Origin of the sequence: Prosthecochloris marina (genome assembly GCF_003182595.1) — a bacterium.
In the GTDB taxonomy this organism is placed as follows: domain Bacteria; phylum Bacteroidota; class Chlorobiia; order Chlorobiales; family Chlorobiaceae; genus Prosthecochloris; species Prosthecochloris marina.
Window position 1 is genome coordinate 277,387 of sequence record NZ_PDNZ01000002.1, and the last position, 18,701, is coordinate 296,087.

Genomic DNA, 18,701 nt, shown 5'->3' on the forward strand with positions numbered 1-18,701 from the left:
CTACTGACGCTTACTTCTTGACCGCTTTCTTCTTGCCGGCGACTGTTTTGCGCCTTCCTTTTCGAGTTCTTGCGTTTGTTTGCGTACGCTGACCTCTTACCGGCAACGAGCGTCTGTGACGCAACCCTCTGTAACAGCCGATATCCATCAAACGCTTGAGGGACAACTGCTGCTCACCTCTTGCCTGACCTTCGACGATATAATCCTCGGAAATAATCTCCCTGATGGAATGAGCCTCGTCGTCGTTCAGCTCGGAAATTTTTCTAGCGGGATCTATTCCTGCACGCTCAAGAATATTTTTCGCAGATGTTTTTCCAATGCCGTAAATATGCGTCAAGGCAATAACAGCATGCTTGTTTAGCGGCAAATTTACCCCAGCAATCCTCATAATGTTCTTAGTATGTCGTTATTCTTAATTCCTGCTTTATCAACCCTGACGCTGTTTGTGACTCGGGTTTACTTTACAGATCACAAACCTTTTACCTTTGCGCCTGATAATGCGGCAATGTTCACAACGTTTTTTAATAGATGAATAAACTTTCATGGTTAACTCCCACTATGATAGTATTGGCTCTCAAAACAGAAAAGGCCTATAATGTAACAATTTTTTCGGAAATAATCAACAGAACACCCGATTTAAAGCGCCACTTTACCCCGGATTTACTTGTATCTGTATGTTATCCTTCCTTTGGTCAAATCATATGGGGAAATCTGAACCTTAACCTTGTCACCGGGAAGAATCCTGATATAGTGCATTCGAATCTTTCCGGATACATGCGCCAGGATTTCCAAGCCGTTCTCGAGCTTTACCTTGAACTGTGCGTTCGGCAATGCCTCGAGAATTTCACCTTCTACTTCAATCGAATCTTCCTTCGCCAATCTTTACAAACTCCTTTTTGATTAAAATGAGTTCCTGCTCTTTTACGACAGCGTCATAATTTCAGCGCGGTCTTTCCTCACGATGATCGTATGCTCAAAATGTGCCGACGGATTTCCGTCTTCCGTCACGGCAACCCATTCACCGTTTTTCGACACTGCATTTCTCGAACGGCCCATGGCGATCATAGGCTCTATAGCCAGCGCCATTCCTTCGCGAAGCTTGACGCCGGTATTTTTCCGTCCGTAATTCGGCACCGCCGGTTCCTCATGCAATTCACTACCGATTCCGTGACCCACCATATTTTCAATGACACTGAAACCGTTAGAACGGGCATGTTCTTCGACGGCTGCGGAGATATCATGTAAACGGTTTCCTGCAACAGCCTGTGCAATCCCCCGCTCAAGGCATTCCTTGGTCACGGTAACCAGCTTCCTTACTTCCGACGGCACATCACCGATAATGTAGGTTCGTGCCGAATCTCCATGATAACCGCCTTTGTAGGCACCGCAATCGACAGAAACAATATCCCCTTCTTTGACAATCCTTTTTTTACTCGGAACTCCATGAACCACCTCTTCATTGATGGAAACACAGAGAGTAGCGGGATAAGGCTTTACACTTAAATCCCCTTTCGGCCGATAATGAAGAAAACTCGGGACTGCACCGTGATCTCGAATGCATGCCTCGGCCATCGTATCGAGTTCAAGGGTAGTCATTCCTTCACGAACTTCCTCCCCTATCATGTCGAGAACTGCGGCAACAATGGATCCTGATACCTTCATCAGCTCAACTTCTCTTTGACTTTTAATCGTAATCATACTATCCTTTTCACGCGCCCGTCATCGACGGCCGCGAACTTTACCCGATTTCATAAAACCATCATAATGACGCATCAGCAGATGACTTTCTATCTGCTGGAGCGTGTCGAGCCCGACACCAACGATAATCAGAAGACTTGTACCACCGAAAAATTGAGCGAACCCTGGGGTTACGTTAGCAAATTTTGTAAGAAACGTAGGCAGAACCGCAATGAATGCCAGCGATATAGCACCGGGAAGTGTTATCCTGGTTAAAATGTTATCTATAAAATCAGCGGTACTCTTCCCCGGACGAACTCCTGGAATGAAACCACCCTGCCTGCGCATCGTATCGGCAACTTCCTTCGGGTTGAATGCAATAGCCGTATAAAAATACGTGAAGAAAACAATCATCGAACCGAACATGACCGCGTACCACCATGAGTCATACGCAAATACATTGGCGACATTTTGCATGATCTCGCTTTCCGGGAAGAAAGAAAGAAACGTGCTCGGCAGGAACATGATCGACTGTGCGAAAATAATCGGCATGACGCCTGCCGTGTTTACTCTCATCGGAATATACTGGGTTCCACCACCGTACATTTTCCTTCCGACCACCCTTTTGGCATGCTGGACAGGTATACGCCGAGTTCCTACGGTCAGGACGACAACAGCTGCAACGATTACAACCATCAAGGCAAGAATGACCGCCTCTACGATCCAGTTTTTGCTGCCGAGCGATACGGATTGAATTTCAGCAATGAGCGATTGAGGAAATCCGGCAAGAATACCGATCATGATAATGAGGGATATGCCGTTGCCGATACCGCTCTCGGTAATTTTTTCACCAAGCCACATGATGAACAGTGTGCTTGCGGTGAGAATCAACACCGTGGAAAACATAAAGAAAAACCCTGGATCGGGAACGACAACCCGTCCGAAAGAAGCCGGACTTGCTAGGCTCACGCTGACCCCCCAGGCCTGAAGCGAGGCGACTAACAACGTCCCGTACCTCGTATACTGGTTGATTTTCTGCCGGCCTTCCTCACCTTCTTTCTGCAGCTTTTGAAAGTAAGGTGTTACAGCACCAAGCAGCTGAACGATAATAGCCGAAGAAATGTACGGCATGATTCCCAGAGAAAAGATCGACGCTCTGGCAAACGCACCCCCCACAAAAAGATCGAACAGACCGAACAAATCACTGGCGTGTGTCTGTGATGCGCCCGATATGGCCGACGCATCGACTCCAGGAAGCGTTATATGGGATCCTATTCTGTAGATAATCAAAAGCAGCAACGTATACAGAATCCGTTGCCGCAATTCGGGAATTTTGTTGATATTTTGGAGGCTCTCAGTCAGCTTCATAAGTGATCAATGAGCGGTTCAGGACTTTTTTTCTTTCGTCTTTTTCACACGAGCCTTCGGCTTCATCAGCGCTTCATCGAGCGGAAGATCCTTGAGCCGTTCAGCTTCAAGAAGAGTACGCGAAGCAAGGGTAATAGAGCCACCTGCTTTGACGATCTTCTCTTCTGCGGCCTTGCTGACAAAATGCGCGGTTATGGTAACCGGGGTTTCCAGCTCTCCGTTACCGAGAATCTTGAAGTAATCGGCCCGGCTTGCACTGCAAAGCTTTTTGAGATCTTCAACGGTGATCTTTTCTGCCGATGCCTTTTCGTTTTTAATCCAGAGCGCGATCTGAGACAGGTTAACAGAAATAATGTTCTTTCTGTTTGGCTTGGTAAAACCGAACTTGGGCAACCTTCTGTAAATCGGCATCTGACCGCCTTCCGATATTGGGCGGGAGTAACCACTCCTCGACTGCTGCCCTTTGTTACCTTTCCCTGCCGTAGTTCCGTTTCCGGACCCCGGTCCCCTGCCGATTCGTTTCCTGTTCTTTACCGCACCTTTAGCAGGACGTAGTGAACTTAAATCCATTTTTCTTCAATCTCTGACTTGCAATTATTGAAACTCTTACTGCTCTTCGACTTTCACCAGATGCTGAACAACCCTTACCTGACCTCTTGTACAGGCATTATCGGGTTTTTCAACCTTATAGTTCGGTCTACCCAGACCAAGAGCCTTGATAGTAGCTTTCTGTTTTTTTGTACACCCGATCATGCTGCGTACCTGGGTAATGGTTATCTTTTTATCACTCATTATTCACAAGCTCTGTTTAGCTTTCAAAAACCTCTTTCAAACTTTTTGAACGTCTTTCAGCGACATCATAGGCATCGGAAATACTTTCAAGCCCCCTGATTGCGGCTTTGACCACATTATGAGGATTGGATGAACCAAGCGATTTGGCTAAAATATCATGAATACCTGCCATTTCCAGCACGGCACGAACCGCACCACCTGCGATCAAACCAGTACCTGGCGTAGCCGGCTTCATCATCACTTTCGCCGAACCGTATTTCGCCACTATCTGGTGAGGTATGGTTCCTTTGACAATCGGAACCTTGATAACGTTTTTCTTACCGTCTTCAACCCCTTTTGCGATTGCATCCTGAACCTCGTTTGCCTTGCCAAGCCCGTAACCGACATGCCCTTCCTTGTCGCCGACAACAACGATAGCATTGAAACCAAATCTCTTACCACCTTTAACAACTTTCGCGGTTCTGTTAATATGGACCAGCTTCTCTTTCAGGTTTAACTCACCAGGTCTGATATTTTTCGCAGTTTTCTTCGACATGAACACTTTCTTTGTATTGTTTTAAAAGACCAGTCCGGCTTCTCGTGCACCCTCGGCCAGAGCCTGCACTCTGCCGTGATACCGAAACCCGTTACGGTCGAATACCACTTTTGTAATACCTTTCTCCATAGCTTTTTCGCCGATCTGTTTCCCGATAGCACGGCTGACTTCGGTTTTCGACCCTTTCAGCGCCTTGTTCTCTTTCGACATGCTGGAAACAGCCAGAAGGGTAGAACCATTGTTATCATCGACCAACTGTGCATAAATCTGCGACAAACTCCTGTATACGCAAAGTCTCGGCTTTTCAGCAGTCCCCTGCCCTCTGGCTTTACTGCGTTTTTTAATTTTCTGCCTGCGCGCAACTTTTACAACTTGTCCCATTTCTTTATCCTGAAAATTTTATTACCTGACAATTAACGTGCCTTTTACCACTTTACTTACCAGCTGCTTTTCCTTCCTTACGGCGTACAACCTCGTCAGAGTACTTGATTCCCTTACCACGATACGGCTCAGGCTTGCGGAAAGAGCGGATTTTAGCGGCAACCTGACCAACAAGAGCTTTATCGATACCACTAACGACAATAGATGTTGGGTCCGGACACTCGATAGCGATGCCTTCAGGTGCCTTGAAATATATCATATGTGAAAATCCGAGTGAAAGAGCGAGGAATTCACTTTTCTTCTCAGCACGAAAACCAACACCATTAATAAGCAGTTTTTTTGTAAAACCGCTGGTAACACCTTCGATCATGTTGCTCACCAGCATTCTATACAAACCGTGCATCGCCCTTGAACGCTTGCTATCGTCGACACGGGTAACGGCAACCTCTCCTTCTTTGATATCGACAACGATTTCAGGCACCATGTTCTGCTGTAATGTACCCTTTGGCCCGGAAACCGTAATAACGTTATCTTTTATCTCAATCTTTGCCTGTTCTGCCAGCTTGACCGGCATTTTTCCAATTCTTGACATGATATCCCTAAACGCTTTGGCTTGTTAATTAAAGAATACGGAACAGGACTTCTCCACCGACACCCTGCTCTCTGGCCTCTTTATCGGTAATGACACCTTTCGAGGTCGAAACGATAAAAAGCCCAAGACCGCCCAGATATTTCTTCAGGTCTTTGCCGTTGTATACTCTTCTTCCCGGTTTGCTGACTCGGGTAATCTCCTTGATTGAAGGCGAACCGTCGTCGGAATACTTCAACTCCACCCTGATAAACGGGAATTGTTCGGAAGTTATCACCGTGAAGTTTTTGATGTAGCCTTTTTCAACAAGCAGCTTCGAAATATTTTCCTTGAGCTTGGAGTACGGAATATCCGTAGTTGTATTATGTGCATTCCCGGCGTTTCTGATACGGGTAATGTAGTCGGCTATTGAATCGGTTACAGGCATAGTACACTGTTAATTACTTTCAAAATAAACTCTTTTGCTGCACATCAGGGCGTATGAACGTGCTACCAGCTTGCTTTTCTTACCCCGGGCAGTTTGCCTTCGAGAGCAAGCTTGCGAAACATCTGGCGGCAGAGACCAAACTTCTCGTAAACACCTCGGCCTCTCCCGGTCAAAACACAACGGGTTCTGACTCGAGTAGGGGAACTGTTTCTCGGAAGCTTGCTGAGAGCCTCGTAGTCCCCTGCTTTTTTCAGTTCTTCACGCTTTGCGGCATATTTCTCTACGAGCGCTTTCCTCTTCTCGTTTCTTGCGATCACGCTTTTCTTTGCCATCTTTTCTCTTGATTGTTTAGTTGTTCTTTTTTCTAAACGGCATACCAAGCTCGGAGAGCAGTGCAAATGCTTCTTCGTCAGTTTTCGCTGTTGTTACAAAACTGATATCCATACCCTGAATTCTCGGCACCTTATCAATATCGATTTCGGGAAAAATGATCTGTTCCCTGACTCCAACCGTGTAGTTTCCACGACCATCAAAGCTGGTTGTGCTCAATCCCCGGAAATCACGAATCCTCGGAACGGCCAATGTAACAAACCTTTCCAGAAATTCATACATATATTTCTTCCGCAGCGTAACCCTGCAGCCGATGGCCTGTCCTTCACGAAGCTTGAAATTGGAAATGGCTTTTCTGGCCTTGCGGATCTGTGGCTTCTGACCGGTAATCTGTCCGAGCTCCTGAATAGCAGTCTCGAGCAGCTTTGGCTCAGCCGCAGCTTCTCCAACCCCGATATTGATCGATATTTTGGAAAGCTTCGGAACCATCATGATATTTTTATACTTGAACCGCTCGACGAGAGCAGGAACAACGGTATCCTTGTATGTTGTCTCCAGGCGAGGCTTGGCTGTATCGGTGTTTTGCTGTGTTTCTGTTTTCTTTGCCATCTTCTACTGTAACATTATACAGGATGGTCTTGGTCATCCTGCGTTGATTCATAAACTGGTTAACTTTTCTTGACGTTCGACGCGTGAATGGGAAATTCACGTTCGATAATGGCTCCCTGAGGATGAGTCTGCGATGGACGAACATGACGCTTTCTGATATTCACCCCCTGAACGATCACCCTGTTTTTTTGAGGATATACCCTCAATACTTTTCCTGTTTTCCCCTTGTCATTACCTGCAATGACAACGACTGTGTCGTTTTTTTTGACATGCAGCTTAACCTGATTAATACCTGTTTTCATGTTTTACCCTGGAGATATTTTTCATAAAACCCGAGCGGGAGACGGGACTCGAACCCGCGACCAACAGCTTGGAAGGCTGTGACTCTACCAGCTGAGTTACTCCCGCTTGAACATCGCAGACCCTTAAAGAACTTCCGGGGCCAGCGAAACAATCTTCATATACTTCCTGTCTCTGAGTTCCCTTGCGACAGGTCCGAAAATACGTGTTCCACGAGGCTCACCCTGTGCATTGAGCAACACAACAGCATTTTCGTCGAAACGAATATATGAACCGTCTTTTCTTCTCTGTTCTTTTGCACAACGAACCACGACAGCCTTGGATACCTCTTTTTTCTTGACAACACCTCCAGGAACCGCAGCTTTTACGGTAACCATGATCTGATCTCCAAGACCGGCATAACGCCTGCCTGTACCGCCGAACACATGTATGCATCGAACTTTTTTGGCGCCGCTGTTATCGGCCACAACCAGATTTGTCTCTTTCTGGATCATCCTACTTCAACCTTTATTAAAATGAAATTGGAAACCAAGCTTATTTTGCTTTTTCAACCACTTCGACCAAACGGCAGCTCTTTTTTTTGCTGAGCGGCCTGCACTCCACCACTTTGACAATATCACCCACTCCAGCCTCATTGTTCTGATCATGAACCATAAGACGCGTCGTCTTTTTGAAGTACTTTTTATAAACCGGATGCTGTACTCTTCGCTCGACGGCAATGACAATAGCCTTATCCATTTTATCACTGACCACTTTGCCTATCCAGCTTTTCTTGCGACTTCTTTCTGCTGCACTTTTAGCCATTGCAGTTTCTTGATTTTAAGTTTCTTTCTTTTTTTATCCTTTTTCCGAACGCGTCAACCTTCACTGCTCTCCTGCTTTGCAAGCTGGCTCAAGCGTGTTTTCATTTTCGCAATGTCACGGCGTGAATTACGAAAAACCATTGGATTTTGCGGCGGCTCAATAGCCTTATAAAACTTCAGATCAGCAAGCCTGTCTTCCAATTCCCTGATGCTGTCGACGAGCTCTTGACGGCTCATTGCTGCTATTTCATGCTTTTTCATAATAAATTTCTCTGTCTGTTTAGCACATTAACCTTCGAGATCAGGTCTTACGATAAACTTGGTCTTGATCGGCAGTTTCTTAGCTGCAAGCCTGAATGCTTCAGTAGCAATCTCTTGAGGAACACCATCAGCCTCGAACATGATTCTTCCAGGCTTGACAACCGCCACCCAGAACTCCGGAGTACCCTTACCGGACCCCATACGGGTTTCAGCTGCTTTCTTGGTAACCGGCTTGTCAGGAAAAATCCTGATCCAGATTTTACCGTCTCTTTTCATGTACCGGTTCATCGCAACACGGGCAGCTTCAATCTGACGGCTGGTAATCCATGCAGGCTCAAGAGCTTTCAATCCATATGAACCAAACGTGATGGTTGTTCCGCGTCCCGCATTTCCTTTCATCCTGCCACGCTGAACTTTTCTATGCTTAACTCTCTTCGGCATTAACATACCGGCAACTCCAATTCTTTTTCTGATTGTAAAGTTCTTGTCGGCACCACTATCAACCTATGCTGTCTGGCGGTGCTTTTTTCTCTATGCCTCAAGCAGTTTTCTTCGGCCTGCGGCGCCTTCTGTTCCGGGAATCACGACCGCCACCTCTCGACCTCTGCTCGTTTCTGCGTTCCCTGATTTTCTTCATCTCCTCTTCTTCAACGGCATCGATGCGCTGGACAAGAACCTCGCCCTTATATACCCATACTTTGATACCGATAGCACCCGCAATCGTGTGGGCGGTGACACTCGCATAGTCAACATTCGCACGAAGTGTATGCAGCGGAATCTTGCCTTCCTTGTACTGCTCTGCACGGGCGATCTCGACGCCGCCGAGCCTGCCGGCACAGCGGATACGGATACCTTCTGCCCCTGCTCTCATGGCCTGCTGAATCGCCTGCTTCATGGCACGCCGGAAAGAGACTCTGTTTTCGAGCTGATATGCGATATTCTCACCGATCAACTGAGCTTCGATTTCGGGCTTGACAACCTCGACAACATCTATTTTCACCTCTTTGCCCGTAATGCGGCTCAACTCCTGCGAAAGGTTATTGATCTCTTCACCTTTTCTACCGACAACCGCGCCCGGACGTGCGGCAAAGATATTAATTTTAATATGTTTTGTCGTGCGCTCGATAACAATTCTTGCAACACCTGCGCGCTCTTTCTTGAGACGTGCGCTGACATAGTTACGAATAACCTGATCCTGCTTGAGTTTCTCGGCAATTACCGGCCCATCATCATACCATCTCGATGTCCAGTCTTTGATAATCCCTAATCTGAATCCAGTAGGATGAACTTTCTGACCCAATGTTAGCTCCTTGTTGTTTAGTTATTATACTGGATTAACCTTATCCACGACGATCGTCAGATGATTCGAACGCTTACGAATTCTATACGCACGACCCATCGGAGCCGGAAGCATGCGTTTCATGGTCGGTCCCTCATCGACAAAAATCTCTTTGATAAACAAGTCGTTATCACCAGCCCTTTCATCAGGGTTTTTCTGGGTATAGTTTGCAACCGCGGACTTGAGTGTCTGCATTACGTTGCGGGATGCTGCCTTTGTCGAGTTCATCAGAATTGCCTTTGCCTGGTCAACCTGTTTCCCGCGAATAAGACCCGCCACAATGCGCATTTTCCTCGGCGATGTCGGCGTATGCCGTAATACTGCTTTAGCTTGCATGTCTCTTTAACCTTTCCGCGTTATTCTGTTTACTTTTTCCTGGGCGCTGATCCGCCTTTTTCAGATTTACCGCCTGCATGGCCGCGGTATGTTCTTGTTGGAGCGAACTCACCTAACTTATGCCCGACCATGTTTTCACTGACATACACGGGAATATGAGTTTTACCGTTATGCACAGCTATGGTATGTCCGACAAAATCAGGTGAAATCATCGAGCTTCTTGACCAGGTTTTCACCACTTTCTTTTCACCTTTGCTGTTCATCTCAAGTATGCGCTTTTCAAGCTTGCTCTCGATAAACGGTCCTTTTTTAAGCGATCTTGGCATAGTTCTCTCTGCTTGTTTTTTTGCTTCGCTTCTTACTTCGACTTACGACCGCGAACGATCAGCTTGCCCGAAGCCTTCTTTTTATTTCTGGTCTTCATACCCTTTGCAATCTGACCCCAGGGTGATTTCGGATGCTTGCGCCCACCACCTGATTTCGATTTTCCTTCGCCACCGCCCATCGGATGATCGACAGGGTTCATCGCCATACCACGCGTTTGAGGCCTGACACCCAACCAGCGGCTTCTGCCGGCCTTGCCAAGCACAACATTCTCATGATCGACATTACCGATGCCGCCGATAGTCGCACGACACTCGATGCGCACCTTACGAATCTCACCTGAAGGAAGCTTGAGTGTTGCATGGTCGCCTTCTTTCGCAGCAAGAACGGCAAACGCCCCGGCAGAGCGCACCATCTGACCGCCTTTTCCTATCTTCATCTCGATGTTATGCACATCGGTACCGAGAGGGATATTCCTCAGCGGCATAGTGTTACCGACCTTCACCTCGACTTTTTCACCACTCTGCAGTACATCTCCAACCCGCAAACCTTTTGGCGCGAGAATATAGCGTTTCTCTCCATCCGCATAATGCAGTAGCGCAATCCTCGAAGAACGGTTCGGATCATACTCGATCGCCGCAACTTTTGCCGGAATATTGTCCTTGTTGCGTTTGAAGTCGATGATACGGTAAAAACGCTTGTGCCCGCCACCTCTGTGTCTCGAAGTAATACGACCTGCACGGTTTCTGCCGCCTGATTTTTTTAGGGGTGCAAGCAAACTTTTTTCCGGCTTGCTTTTTGTAACCTCATCGAATCCCGAATAAGAGAGATACCTTGATGCCGGTGTAACTGGGCTTAATTTCCTTATCGCCATTGTAAACTATTGTCTAACCTTTATTTGGATTGTTTTTCTTCTCCCTGGTCAGTCGAACCGGAATAATAATCGATTACCTGCCCCTCTTTGAGCGTAATAACAGCTTTTTTCCAGTCGTTTTTCTTGCCAGCGATCAACCCTTTACGAGTGTACTGTCTTTTGGACTTCCCCAGACAATTCGCGGTACGGACCGACTGGACCTCGACACCGAATTTTTCCTCTACCGCTCTCTTGATATCTGTCTTATTGGCAGCGGCCTTCACTTTGAAAGCATACTGGCCTGCCTGCTCCGTCAAGCGAGTACTTTTTTCTGTGAGCCAGGGCTGCAATAACGGATTTCTCATAACCACCTCTTTTTTGCTGTCTCTGCTTTATTAACCCAGTGTTTCCTCTATCTTCTTCAGCGCAGCCTTCTGCATAAGCACCGTTTGGCTGTCGAGTATATCATATGTCGAAGCATTGTCTGCAACAACGACATTCAGTTTAGGAATATTTCTTCCTGACTTGACAACGGTTTCGCTATGCTCCGGCATCAGCATCAGCGTTTTTTTGCTTTCAAGCCCGAGATTTTTGAGAATCTCCGCCATCTGCTTTGTCTTGATCTGATCGAAGACAAAATCCTCGACCACAACAATTCCGCCTTCCTGCGCCTTGTTTGTCAATGCCGAACGGCGAGCCAGACGCTTGACTTTTTTATTGACTTTCAAACTGTAATCGCGTGGCTCAGGCCCAAAAATCGATCCACCGCCAACCATCAAAGGTGAACGGGTCGAACCCTGCCTCGCATGACCGGTACCTTTCTGCCTGTATGGTTTTTTACCGCCACCTCTGACTTCCGAGCGGTTTTTAACGCTATGCGTCCCCTGACGTCTGTTTGCCATGATGGACTTAACATCGAGATACATAGCATGCTCCGACACCTCTGTTGCGAACACACTGTCAGCCAGCGAAACAACCTCACCGGTTTCCGAGCCGCCTGTATTTAAAACTTTAAGTTCCATGCTTCCCTGCTAGTCACCATTTACTTTTTTGAAGAAACAATCTGTACATACGAGTTTTTAACGCCCGGAACAGCACCTTTTACAACCAGAAGATTAGACTCCGGTATCACCTTCATTATTTTCAATCCCTTTACCCTGACAGTTTTTCCGCCCATACGACCGGCCATTTTCGTACCCTTGAAGGTCCGTGATGGATCAGAAGCGCCTCCGACCGAACCCGGAGCACGAAGCCTGTCCGACTGGCCATGGGTTCTCGAACCGCCGCCAAAATTATGTCGCTTGACCACACCGGCAAAGCCTTTTCCCTTGGAAACACCACGAACATCGACCGTCTCTCCTTCACGGAACATCTCAACACTTACAGAACCACCCTCTTCGAGCTCAGCATCCATGAGATCCTTTTCGAACTCGACAACCTTGTAGCCGGGGACCACGCCCGCTTTCGCATAGTGACCTCTCAAAGGTTTGGAAACCTTAGCTTCTTTTCGTTCGCCTATACTCAGCTGATATGCTTCATAACCGTCTTTGACGACAGTTTTAACCTGTGACACAAAACAGGGGCCAGCCTGGATAACCGTACATGGAACCGCTTCGCGGTTTTCATCATATATGCTGGTCATGCCTATTTTTTTACCAAGAATCGCAGCCATTTCCGATTTGCTTTTCAATTTTCATTAAGACTTAATTTCTACATCCACACCGCTTGGAAGCTCAAGCTTCATAAGCATATCAATCGTCTTGCCGGTCGGGTTGATTATTTCAATCAGCCTCTTGTGCGATGAAAAAGCAAACTGCTCTCTGGACTTCTTGTCTACATGCGGAGACCGGTTAACCGTATACACATGAGTTTTGGTCGGCAACGGGATAGGACCGAAGATGATAGCATCCGTCTGCTTCACCACATCGATAATCTTGACGGCCCATTTGTCCACCAGACTATGATCGTAGGATTTTAGCTTTATTCTGATCTTTTGCTGAACAGCCACTTGTCGTAATCCTCTTTCAATGTTTAGAATAAAAAAGGGGCGAGCTGCTACTTCCCGCCCCACTGCATACAGTATCCGTGCCTTACTCGATAATCTGGGTTACGGTACCGGCGCCTACGGTACGGCCACCTTCACGAATAGCGAACCTGAGGTTTTCATCCATGGCGATCGGCACGATAAGCTCGACTTCGATCGACAGATTGTCACCAGGCATAACCATTTCAACACCTTCCGGAAGCGTTACTGCGCCGGTCACGTCAGTGGTTCTGAAATAGAACTGCGGACGATAGTTGTTGAAAAACGGTGTATGACGGCCACCCTCTTCTTTCTTCAGAATATAGACCTCCGCCTTGAATTTGGTGTGCGGGGTAATCGTACCAGGCTTTGCCACGACCATACCGCGCTCGACCTCTTCTTTGCCGACACCTCTGAAAAGAAGACCTGCGTTATCACCAGCCTGCCCTTCATCGAGTGTCTTCTGGAACATTTCGACACCGGTAACGACCGTTTTCTTGGTTGGTTTGATACCGACAAGCTCAACTTCCTCGTTGATTTTGATAATACCGCTTTCGATACGACCAGTACCGACAGTGCCGCGACCCGAGATGGAGAACACATCTTCAACCGGCATCAGGAACGGTTTGTCGACGTCACGAATCGGCTCGGGGATGTAGTTGTCAACCGCGTCCATCAGCTCGATAATGGCTTTTTCAGCTTCCGCGTCACCTTCGAGAGCCTTCAGCGCAGACCCCTTGATAATCGGAATGTCATCACCAGGAAACTCGTATTCGGAAAGAAGCTCACGAAGCTCGAGCTCGACAAGTTCGAGAAGCTCAGGATCCGCAATATCAACTTTGTTCAGGAACACAACAAGAGCAGGAACGTTCACCTGACGGGCAAGCAGAATATGCTCACGAGTCTGAGGCATAGGACCATCCGTACCAGCAACGACGAGGATAGCACCGTCCATCTGAGCAGCACCGGTAATCATATTTTTGATGTAGTCAGCGTGACCGGGACAGTCGATATGTGCATAGTGACGCTTTTCGGTCTGGTACTCCACATGAGCGGTCGAAATGGTGATACCACGCTCTCTTTCCTCAGGAGCCTTATCAATATCGCCGAACTCACGCTGTGCCGCCATACCCTGCTTCGCCAGCACTGATGTAATCGCTGCTGTAAGCGTAGTTTTCCCATGATCAACGTGACCGATGGTACCAATATTTACATGGGGCTTATCCCTTTTGTAGGCCTCTTTTGCCATATCTTTCTCCCTCTATCGATTAACTGTTGTTATTACTCAAAAAAAATACACTTATACGATATAACACCTCACAATTACCCAGCCTCATCGGCCACCTTCTTCTCCTGAAGAGTTTCAGCAATATTCCTCGGCACCTCATTGTAACACTCGAACTCCATCGTATAGTTCGCCCTCCCCTGAGTCATCGAACGGAGAACGGTCGAATAACCGAACATTTCGGAAAGCGGCACTTTGGCTTTCACAAATTGAGCACCTGCACGCTCACCCATACCTTCGATATGTCCCCGACGGCTCGAAAGATCGCCCATCACGTCACCCAAATACTCTTCAGGTGTAATAACCTCAACTTTCATGATAGGCTCGAGCAAAACAGGATTTGCTTTTCTTGCAGCACCTTTAAAACCGATCGATCCGGCAATCTTGAAAGCCATCTCAGATGAGTCAACGTCATGGTACTTACCATCGAACAGAGTCACCTTGACATCCTGCACCGGGTACCCGGCAACAACACCATCCTTCATAGCATCCTGAATACCAGCCGACACCGCCGGAATATACTCCTTGGGAATGGCTCCACCCTTGATCTCATCGACAAATTCGTACCCTTCACCTTCTTCGAGCGGTTCAAGCTTGATATTGACCAAACCGAACTGACCTTTACCACCCGACTGTCGAACAAACTTACCTTCATGCTCAACCGAACCACGGATCGTTTCACGGTAAGCCACCTGTGGCTGCCCGATATTGGCCTCGACCTTGAACTCACGCTTGAGCCTGTCTACCAACACCTCGAGGTGCAGCTCACCCATACCGGCTATAAGCGTTTGCCCTGTTTCTTCATCCGACGACACCCTGAATGTCGGATCTTCTTCGGCAAGCTTGGCAAGAGAAACCCCCAACTTATCCGAGTCGGCCTTTGTTTTCGGCTCGATCGCGATCTGAATAACCGGCTCGGGAAACACCATCTTCTCGAGAACGATAGGCTTGCTTTCATCGCAAAGCGTATCACCAGTCTTGACATCTTTCAAACCAACCGCCGCAGCGATATCACCTGCGTACACGGCATCCCGCTCCTCCCTTTTGTTGGAATGCATCTGCATCAACCTGCCGATGCGCTCCTTCTTGCCGGTCACGGTATTCAACACATAACTGCCGGCTTTGAGCACACCCGAATACACCCTGAAGAAAGTCAATTTTCCGACGAACGGATCGGTTGCGATCTTAAAGGCAAGACCGGCAAACGGATCATCGTCTTTCGGCTCACGACTGATCTCCTGATCGGTTGAAGGATGATGCCCGCTTACCACCCCGACATCGACCGGGGAAGGAAGATACTCTATAACCGCGTCGAGCATGAACTGAACACCTTTGTTCTTGAACGATGAACCGCACAGAGCAGGAATGATCGTCCCGTCGAGAGTCGCCTGACGAAGAACCCTGCGAACTTCACCTTCGGTAATCTCTTCGCCTTCGAGATATTTTTCGAGAAGCGTTTCATCGAGCTCGGACACAGCTTCGAGCATATTGATCCGCCAGTGCTTGGCTTCGCTCTCGAGATCATGAGGTATCTCGACCTCCTCATAGGTACTACCATCCTCCTTATCGTAGATGATACCCCTCATACGGATCAGATCGACAACACCCGCAAACATCTCGCCCTGGCCGATCGGAATCTGAATCGGAACAGGATTCGCCCCAAGACGCTCTTTGATAGCCTTGACCGCCTCAAAAAAGTTTGCGCCGACACGATCCATCTTGTTGACATATGCAACCCTCGGCACATTATATTTATTGGCCTGGCGCCAGACCGTTTCCGACTGCGGCTCGACACCACCGACAGCACAAAACAAGGCAACCGCACCATCAAGCACCCTCAGCGAACGCTCTACCTCCACCGTAAAATCAACATGACCGGGAGTATCGATAATATTGATGCGATGCTTCACATCCTCGAAATTCCCGATTTTCGGCACCCAAAAACAGGTAGTCGCAGCCGAAGTAATAGTAATACCACGCTCCTTCTCCTGCTCCATCCAGTCCATGGTAGCACCGCCATCATGAACCTCACCCATCCTGTGGAGCCGACCGGTGTAATACAAAATCCGCTCTGTCGTCGTCGTCTTCCCGGCATCAATATGGGCCATGATACCGATATTCCTAACATTCGCTAAACCTACTTGCCGTGCCATGGTTTGAATTTTACGCCCGTGTTAATAGTTGTTAAAACCTGAAATGTGCAAAAGCCTTGTTTGCATCTGCCATACGATGCACCTCATCTCTTTTCTTCACCGAAGCGCCCTGCTCACTTGCAGCATCCATCAATTCGGCCGCAAGCTTTTCCGCCATGGTCCGCCCACCCCGGCGAGCAGAAAACTGCTTGATCCAGCGGAACGCCAAAGCCTCTCTTCTCGAAGGCTGGACCTCCATCGGAATCTGGTAGGTTGCCCCACCCACTCTCTTGCTGCGCACCTCTACAAGCGGCGCGACATTCGACAAGGCACGACGAAACACTTCGAGCGGCTCCTCATCCTTCATTTTTTCCGCGATAATATCCATCGCACCATACACTATTTTCGCCGCAACGTTTTTCTTACCGTCAAGCATAATCGCATTAATCAACCTCGACACACTCTCATCGCCAAAGCGCAGATCAGGCTTAACACCGCTGTATACAACTTTCTTACCCATAGTAGAAGTCAGTAATTAAAGGATTCGATTTACTTGGCAGCGCCATCTTTCGGCCGTTTGGCACCATACTTTGAACGCGCATTCCTGCGATCGGCAACACCGGAAGTATCCAGCGACCCCCTCACAATATGATAACGCACACCCGGGAGATCCTTGACTCTTCCACCGCGGATCAGCACAATCGAGTGCTCCTGCAGATTATGACCCTCACCCGGAATGTAGGCCGTCACCTCAATCTTGTTGGACAACCTCACACGAGCAACCTTTCTGAGCGCGGAGTTAGGCTTTTTCGGCGTCGTAGTGTATACGCGGGTACAAACACCCCGCTTTTGCGGACACTTTTCGAGAGCCGGTGACGCTGTTTTCGACGCCTTGGTTTTTCTACCGCGTCTGATAAGCTGCTGAATCGTCGGCATAGCTGTAAATTCTTTTCTATTCAATTGGTTAAACGCAGACGTTCAAAGTCTGAATCGATCATAAAATCCATAAGGACCACCAAGGTAAAATATTTTTGCATAAAATACAAAAACAGAAGCCACATTTTTTATAGCTTTTTCGAGAAATATTTTCCAGTGATATTCCTGCTATGCCATGGGAAGCCTCGTCGCCATCTCTCCAAGAAAATCCTTCATCGACGAGCGAAAACAGTAATCGCCAACGGCAGTGTCGGAAACGGTCGGCAACTGCCCTGAAAGCCAAAGAGAAAAAGTGTCCTGCAGAAAATCGACAATACTTTCAACCCGCTCTATCGAAGCCGTTCGGCCTCCCGCTTCATGAATAACCTTTTTTGCAAGACCATCGGGGAGCAGACCTCCAAGCGATGTTTTCATGCCCATGATATCGTACAAGCGTTCCGGCACAAAAAGCTCATAACCATCAGCCTTACCAAGCACAACACAGTATAAGTCCGCGCGCATACAGAGTTCCAGTTCATCACCATGCGAACACACAGGACCTGCTTCGACAAAATCTTCGAGCCTGTATTTTTTCAGGTATCGCCTGACCTTTTCATATCCGGGACCGGTAAAAGCAATCGAAAAAAAGCCTTTTGCACCCTCTTGGGATTTGACAAAAGCCGACAGGCCGGAAAAGAAATTTTTCAGCTCTTTCCCCTCCGCCCTTTCGATATGGAATACACAGAGAATCGGTACCCCAGCCTGCTCTTGTGGCGACATCACATGACAACACTCAGGATCATAACCGTTTCTGACAATTGAAATATCCTCATGGAACAACCTTCCCCGGTATTTCCGAAGAAAAAACTCTTTCATCACTCTCGACGGCATGGCAACGCAATGACCGGAATGCAGGATACCCATATCCTGTTTTTCAACGACAAAAGAGGTAGTACAATCGAACATTACCGGAATATGATATTTTGCGGAAAGCTCGAGGGCCAAGCGGTGCGGAGCAAACGGAGGCGCCTGTGCATAAATCATTTCAATATCCGAATCCTCTTGCAGCAGCTGTTCTGCAAGCGTGGCCGCTTTTCGTTCCCAGCTGTTTTCCCCTATGCCGTTTTTTGATTGAGGAAACCCTTCCTTCTTGAAAAAAAGCTTTTTTAGCGGCAGTCCATGTACCAGCCTGAACAGTTGCTCGGGGTCCATTTCTTTTGCTGAATAGGTATGCCCAGCATAGTGAACCCTGAAAGGCAAACGCTCAGCCTCGATCCCTGAAACCTCGTGATAGGCGATCACGATCGGTTCCCAGCCAAGCGCAGGAAAAGACGATGCAAATTTAAAGGCACGTGACGAGCCTTCTGTCATCATCGGGGGAAAGTTCATGCACAAAAACAGAATTTTTTTCACTCCACTCAA

The 18,701-nt window shown here is 47.8% G+C and carries 31 protein-coding genes and 1 tRNA gene; all 32 read right to left on the reverse strand.

The features are described from left to right. Positions 1-10 precede the first annotated feature (10 nt). The 32 genes from rpsM to CR164_RS03535 all read right to left on the reverse strand — a co-directional run bounded on the left by rpsM (position 11) and on the right by CR164_RS03535 (position 18,668). The gene (gene rpsM / locus CR164_RS03380; RefSeq protein ID WP_110022512.1) at positions 11-388 is read right to left on the reverse strand and encodes a 30S ribosomal protein S13; all 378 of its coding nucleotides are present in this window, start codon (positions 386-388) and stop codon (positions 11-13) included. 39 nt (positions 389-427) lie between these two features. Beyond that, the gene (gene rpmJ / locus CR164_RS03385) at positions 428-544 is read right to left on the reverse strand and encodes a 50S ribosomal protein L36 (protein ID WP_110022513.1); all 117 of its coding nucleotides are present in this window, start codon (positions 542-544) and stop codon (positions 428-430) included. A 116-nt stretch (positions 545-660) separates the two neighbouring features. Then, entirely contained in the window at positions 661-879 is a 219-nt protein-coding gene (gene infA, locus CR164_RS03390) for a translation initiation factor IF-1 (protein WP_068867962.1), read from the reverse strand. A 42-nt stretch (positions 880-921) separates the two neighbouring features. Beyond that, on the reverse strand, positions 922-1,698 hold the full coding sequence (gene map, locus CR164_RS03395; RefSeq protein ID WP_110022514.1) for a type I methionyl aminopeptidase: 777 nt from the start codon (positions 1,696-1,698) through the stop codon (positions 922-924). 21 nt (positions 1,699-1,719) lie between these two features. Then, positions 1,720-3,045, reverse strand: a complete 1,326-nt coding sequence (secY, locus tag CR164_RS03400) for a preprotein translocase subunit SecY (RefSeq protein ID WP_110022515.1) — start codon at positions 3,043-3,045, stop codon at positions 1,720-1,722. A gap of 18 nt (positions 3,046-3,063) precedes the next feature. Beyond that, positions 3,064-3,615 carry a 50S ribosomal protein L15 gene (gene rplO / locus CR164_RS03405; protein WP_110022516.1) on the reverse strand — a complete coding sequence of 184 codons (552 nt, stop codon included), beginning with the start codon at positions 3,613-3,615 and terminating at the stop codon, positions 3,064-3,066. 36 nt (positions 3,616-3,651) lie between these two features. Further along, positions 3,652-3,837, reverse strand: a complete 186-nt coding sequence (gene rpmD / locus CR164_RS03410; protein WP_110022517.1) for a 50S ribosomal protein L30 — start codon at positions 3,835-3,837, stop codon at positions 3,652-3,654. Positions 3,838-3,853: 16 nt separating this feature from the next. Then, a complete protein-coding gene (rpsE, locus tag CR164_RS03415; protein WP_110022518.1) occupies positions 3,854-4,372 on the reverse strand; it encodes a 30S ribosomal protein S5 in 519 nt (172 codons plus the stop codon). Positions 4,373-4,393: 21 nt separating this feature from the next. Beyond that, positions 4,394-4,753: a 50S ribosomal protein L18 gene (rplR, locus tag CR164_RS03420; protein ID WP_110022519.1), complete on the reverse strand. Its 360-nt coding sequence runs from the start codon at positions 4,751-4,753 to the stop codon at positions 4,394-4,396. Between the two features lie 52 nt (positions 4,754-4,805). Next, on the reverse strand, positions 4,806-5,345 hold the full coding sequence (rplF, locus tag CR164_RS03425) for a 50S ribosomal protein L6 (RefSeq protein ID WP_110022520.1): 540 nt from the start codon (positions 5,343-5,345) through the stop codon (positions 4,806-4,808). Between the two features lie 28 nt (positions 5,346-5,373). Next, positions 5,374-5,769 (reverse strand): 30S ribosomal protein S8, encoded by a 396-nt coding sequence (gene rpsH / locus CR164_RS03430; protein ID WP_110022521.1) that lies wholly within the window; start codon positions 5,767-5,769, stop codon positions 5,374-5,376. A gap of 62 nt (positions 5,770-5,831) precedes the next feature. Then, on the reverse strand, positions 5,832-6,101 hold the full coding sequence (rpsN, locus tag CR164_RS03435) for a 30S ribosomal protein S14 (RefSeq protein WP_110022522.1): 270 nt from the start codon (positions 6,099-6,101) through the stop codon (positions 5,832-5,834). Positions 6,102-6,117: 16 nt separating this feature from the next. After that, complete coding sequence (rplE, locus tag CR164_RS03440; RefSeq protein WP_110022523.1) at positions 6,118-6,708, reverse strand: 50S ribosomal protein L5; 591 nt, start codon at positions 6,706-6,708, stop codon at positions 6,118-6,120. A gap of 59 nt (positions 6,709-6,767) precedes the next feature. Further along, the gene (gene rplX / locus CR164_RS03445; RefSeq protein ID WP_110022524.1) at positions 6,768-7,010 is read right to left on the reverse strand and encodes a 50S ribosomal protein L24; all 243 of its coding nucleotides are present in this window, start codon (positions 7,008-7,010) and stop codon (positions 6,768-6,770) included. Positions 7,011-7,043: 33 nt separating this feature from the next. Next, positions 7,044-7,116, reverse strand: a tRNA-Gly gene (locus CR164_RS03450). A 17-nt stretch (positions 7,117-7,133) separates the two neighbouring features. Next, a complete protein-coding gene (gene rplN / locus CR164_RS03455) occupies positions 7,134-7,502 on the reverse strand; it encodes a 50S ribosomal protein L14 (RefSeq protein WP_110022525.1) in 369 nt (122 codons plus the stop codon). Between the two features lie 40 nt (positions 7,503-7,542). Beyond that, on the reverse strand, positions 7,543-7,812 hold the full coding sequence (gene rpsQ / locus CR164_RS03460; RefSeq protein ID WP_110022526.1) for a 30S ribosomal protein S17: 270 nt from the start codon (positions 7,810-7,812) through the stop codon (positions 7,543-7,545). A gap of 53 nt (positions 7,813-7,865) precedes the next feature. Continuing rightward, the gene (gene rpmC / locus CR164_RS03465) at positions 7,866-8,072 is read right to left on the reverse strand and encodes a 50S ribosomal protein L29 (protein WP_110022527.1); all 207 of its coding nucleotides are present in this window, start codon (positions 8,070-8,072) and stop codon (positions 7,866-7,868) included. A gap of 27 nt (positions 8,073-8,099) precedes the next feature. Further along, complete coding sequence (gene rplP / locus CR164_RS03470; protein ID WP_110022528.1) at positions 8,100-8,519, reverse strand: 50S ribosomal protein L16; 420 nt, start codon at positions 8,517-8,519, stop codon at positions 8,100-8,102. Positions 8,520-8,610: 91 nt separating this feature from the next. Next, entirely contained in the window at positions 8,611-9,372 is a 762-nt protein-coding gene (gene rpsC, locus CR164_RS03475) for a 30S ribosomal protein S3 (protein ID WP_110022529.1), read from the reverse strand. Between the two features lie 24 nt (positions 9,373-9,396). Then, entirely contained in the window at positions 9,397-9,747 is a 351-nt protein-coding gene (gene rplV, locus CR164_RS03480; protein ID WP_110022530.1) for a 50S ribosomal protein L22, read from the reverse strand. A gap of 29 nt (positions 9,748-9,776) precedes the next feature. Beyond that, a complete protein-coding gene (gene rpsS, locus CR164_RS03485; RefSeq protein ID WP_110022531.1) occupies positions 9,777-10,073 on the reverse strand; it encodes a 30S ribosomal protein S19 in 297 nt (98 codons plus the stop codon). Between the two features lie 32 nt (positions 10,074-10,105). Next, a complete protein-coding gene (rplB, locus tag CR164_RS03490) occupies positions 10,106-10,945 on the reverse strand; it encodes a 50S ribosomal protein L2 (protein WP_110022532.1) in 840 nt (279 codons plus the stop codon). A 20-nt stretch (positions 10,946-10,965) separates the two neighbouring features. Then, on the reverse strand, positions 10,966-11,289 hold the full coding sequence (gene rplW / locus CR164_RS03495; protein ID WP_110022533.1) for a 50S ribosomal protein L23: 324 nt from the start codon (positions 11,287-11,289) through the stop codon (positions 10,966-10,968). 30 nt (positions 11,290-11,319) lie between these two features. Continuing rightward, positions 11,320-11,946, reverse strand: coding sequence for a 50S ribosomal protein L4 (gene rplD, locus CR164_RS03500; RefSeq protein ID WP_110022534.1), 627 nt, complete (start codon positions 11,944-11,946; stop codon positions 11,320-11,322). Positions 11,947-11,966: 20 nt separating this feature from the next. Next, positions 11,967-12,596 carry a 50S ribosomal protein L3 gene (gene rplC / locus CR164_RS03505; protein ID WP_110022535.1) on the reverse strand — a complete coding sequence of 210 codons (630 nt, stop codon included), beginning with the start codon at positions 12,594-12,596 and terminating at the stop codon, positions 11,967-11,969. Between the two features lie 24 nt (positions 12,597-12,620). Then, positions 12,621-12,932, reverse strand: a complete 312-nt coding sequence (rpsJ, locus tag CR164_RS03510; RefSeq protein ID WP_110022536.1) for a 30S ribosomal protein S10 — start codon at positions 12,930-12,932, stop codon at positions 12,621-12,623. Between the two features lie 82 nt (positions 12,933-13,014). Continuing rightward, complete coding sequence (tuf, locus tag CR164_RS03515) at positions 13,015-14,196, reverse strand: elongation factor Tu (RefSeq protein WP_110022537.1); 1,182 nt, start codon at positions 14,194-14,196, stop codon at positions 13,015-13,017. A gap of 74 nt (positions 14,197-14,270) precedes the next feature. Next, positions 14,271-16,385: an elongation factor G gene (gene fusA, locus CR164_RS03520; protein WP_110022538.1), complete on the reverse strand. Its 2,115-nt coding sequence runs from the start codon at positions 16,383-16,385 to the stop codon at positions 14,271-14,273. 31 nt (positions 16,386-16,416) lie between these two features. Next, positions 16,417-16,884 (reverse strand): 30S ribosomal protein S7, encoded by a 468-nt coding sequence (rpsG, locus tag CR164_RS03525; protein ID WP_110022539.1) that lies wholly within the window; start codon positions 16,882-16,884, stop codon positions 16,417-16,419. Positions 16,885-16,913: 29 nt separating this feature from the next. Beyond that, positions 16,914-17,300, reverse strand: coding sequence for a 30S ribosomal protein S12 (gene rpsL / locus CR164_RS03530; protein ID WP_110022540.1), 387 nt, complete (start codon positions 17,298-17,300; stop codon positions 16,914-16,916). Positions 17,301-17,468: 168 nt separating this feature from the next. Further along, positions 17,469-18,668, reverse strand: coding sequence for a glycosyltransferase family protein (locus CR164_RS03535; RefSeq protein WP_110022541.1), 1,200 nt, complete (start codon positions 18,666-18,668; stop codon positions 17,469-17,471). Positions 18,669-18,701: the final 33 nt, after the last annotated feature.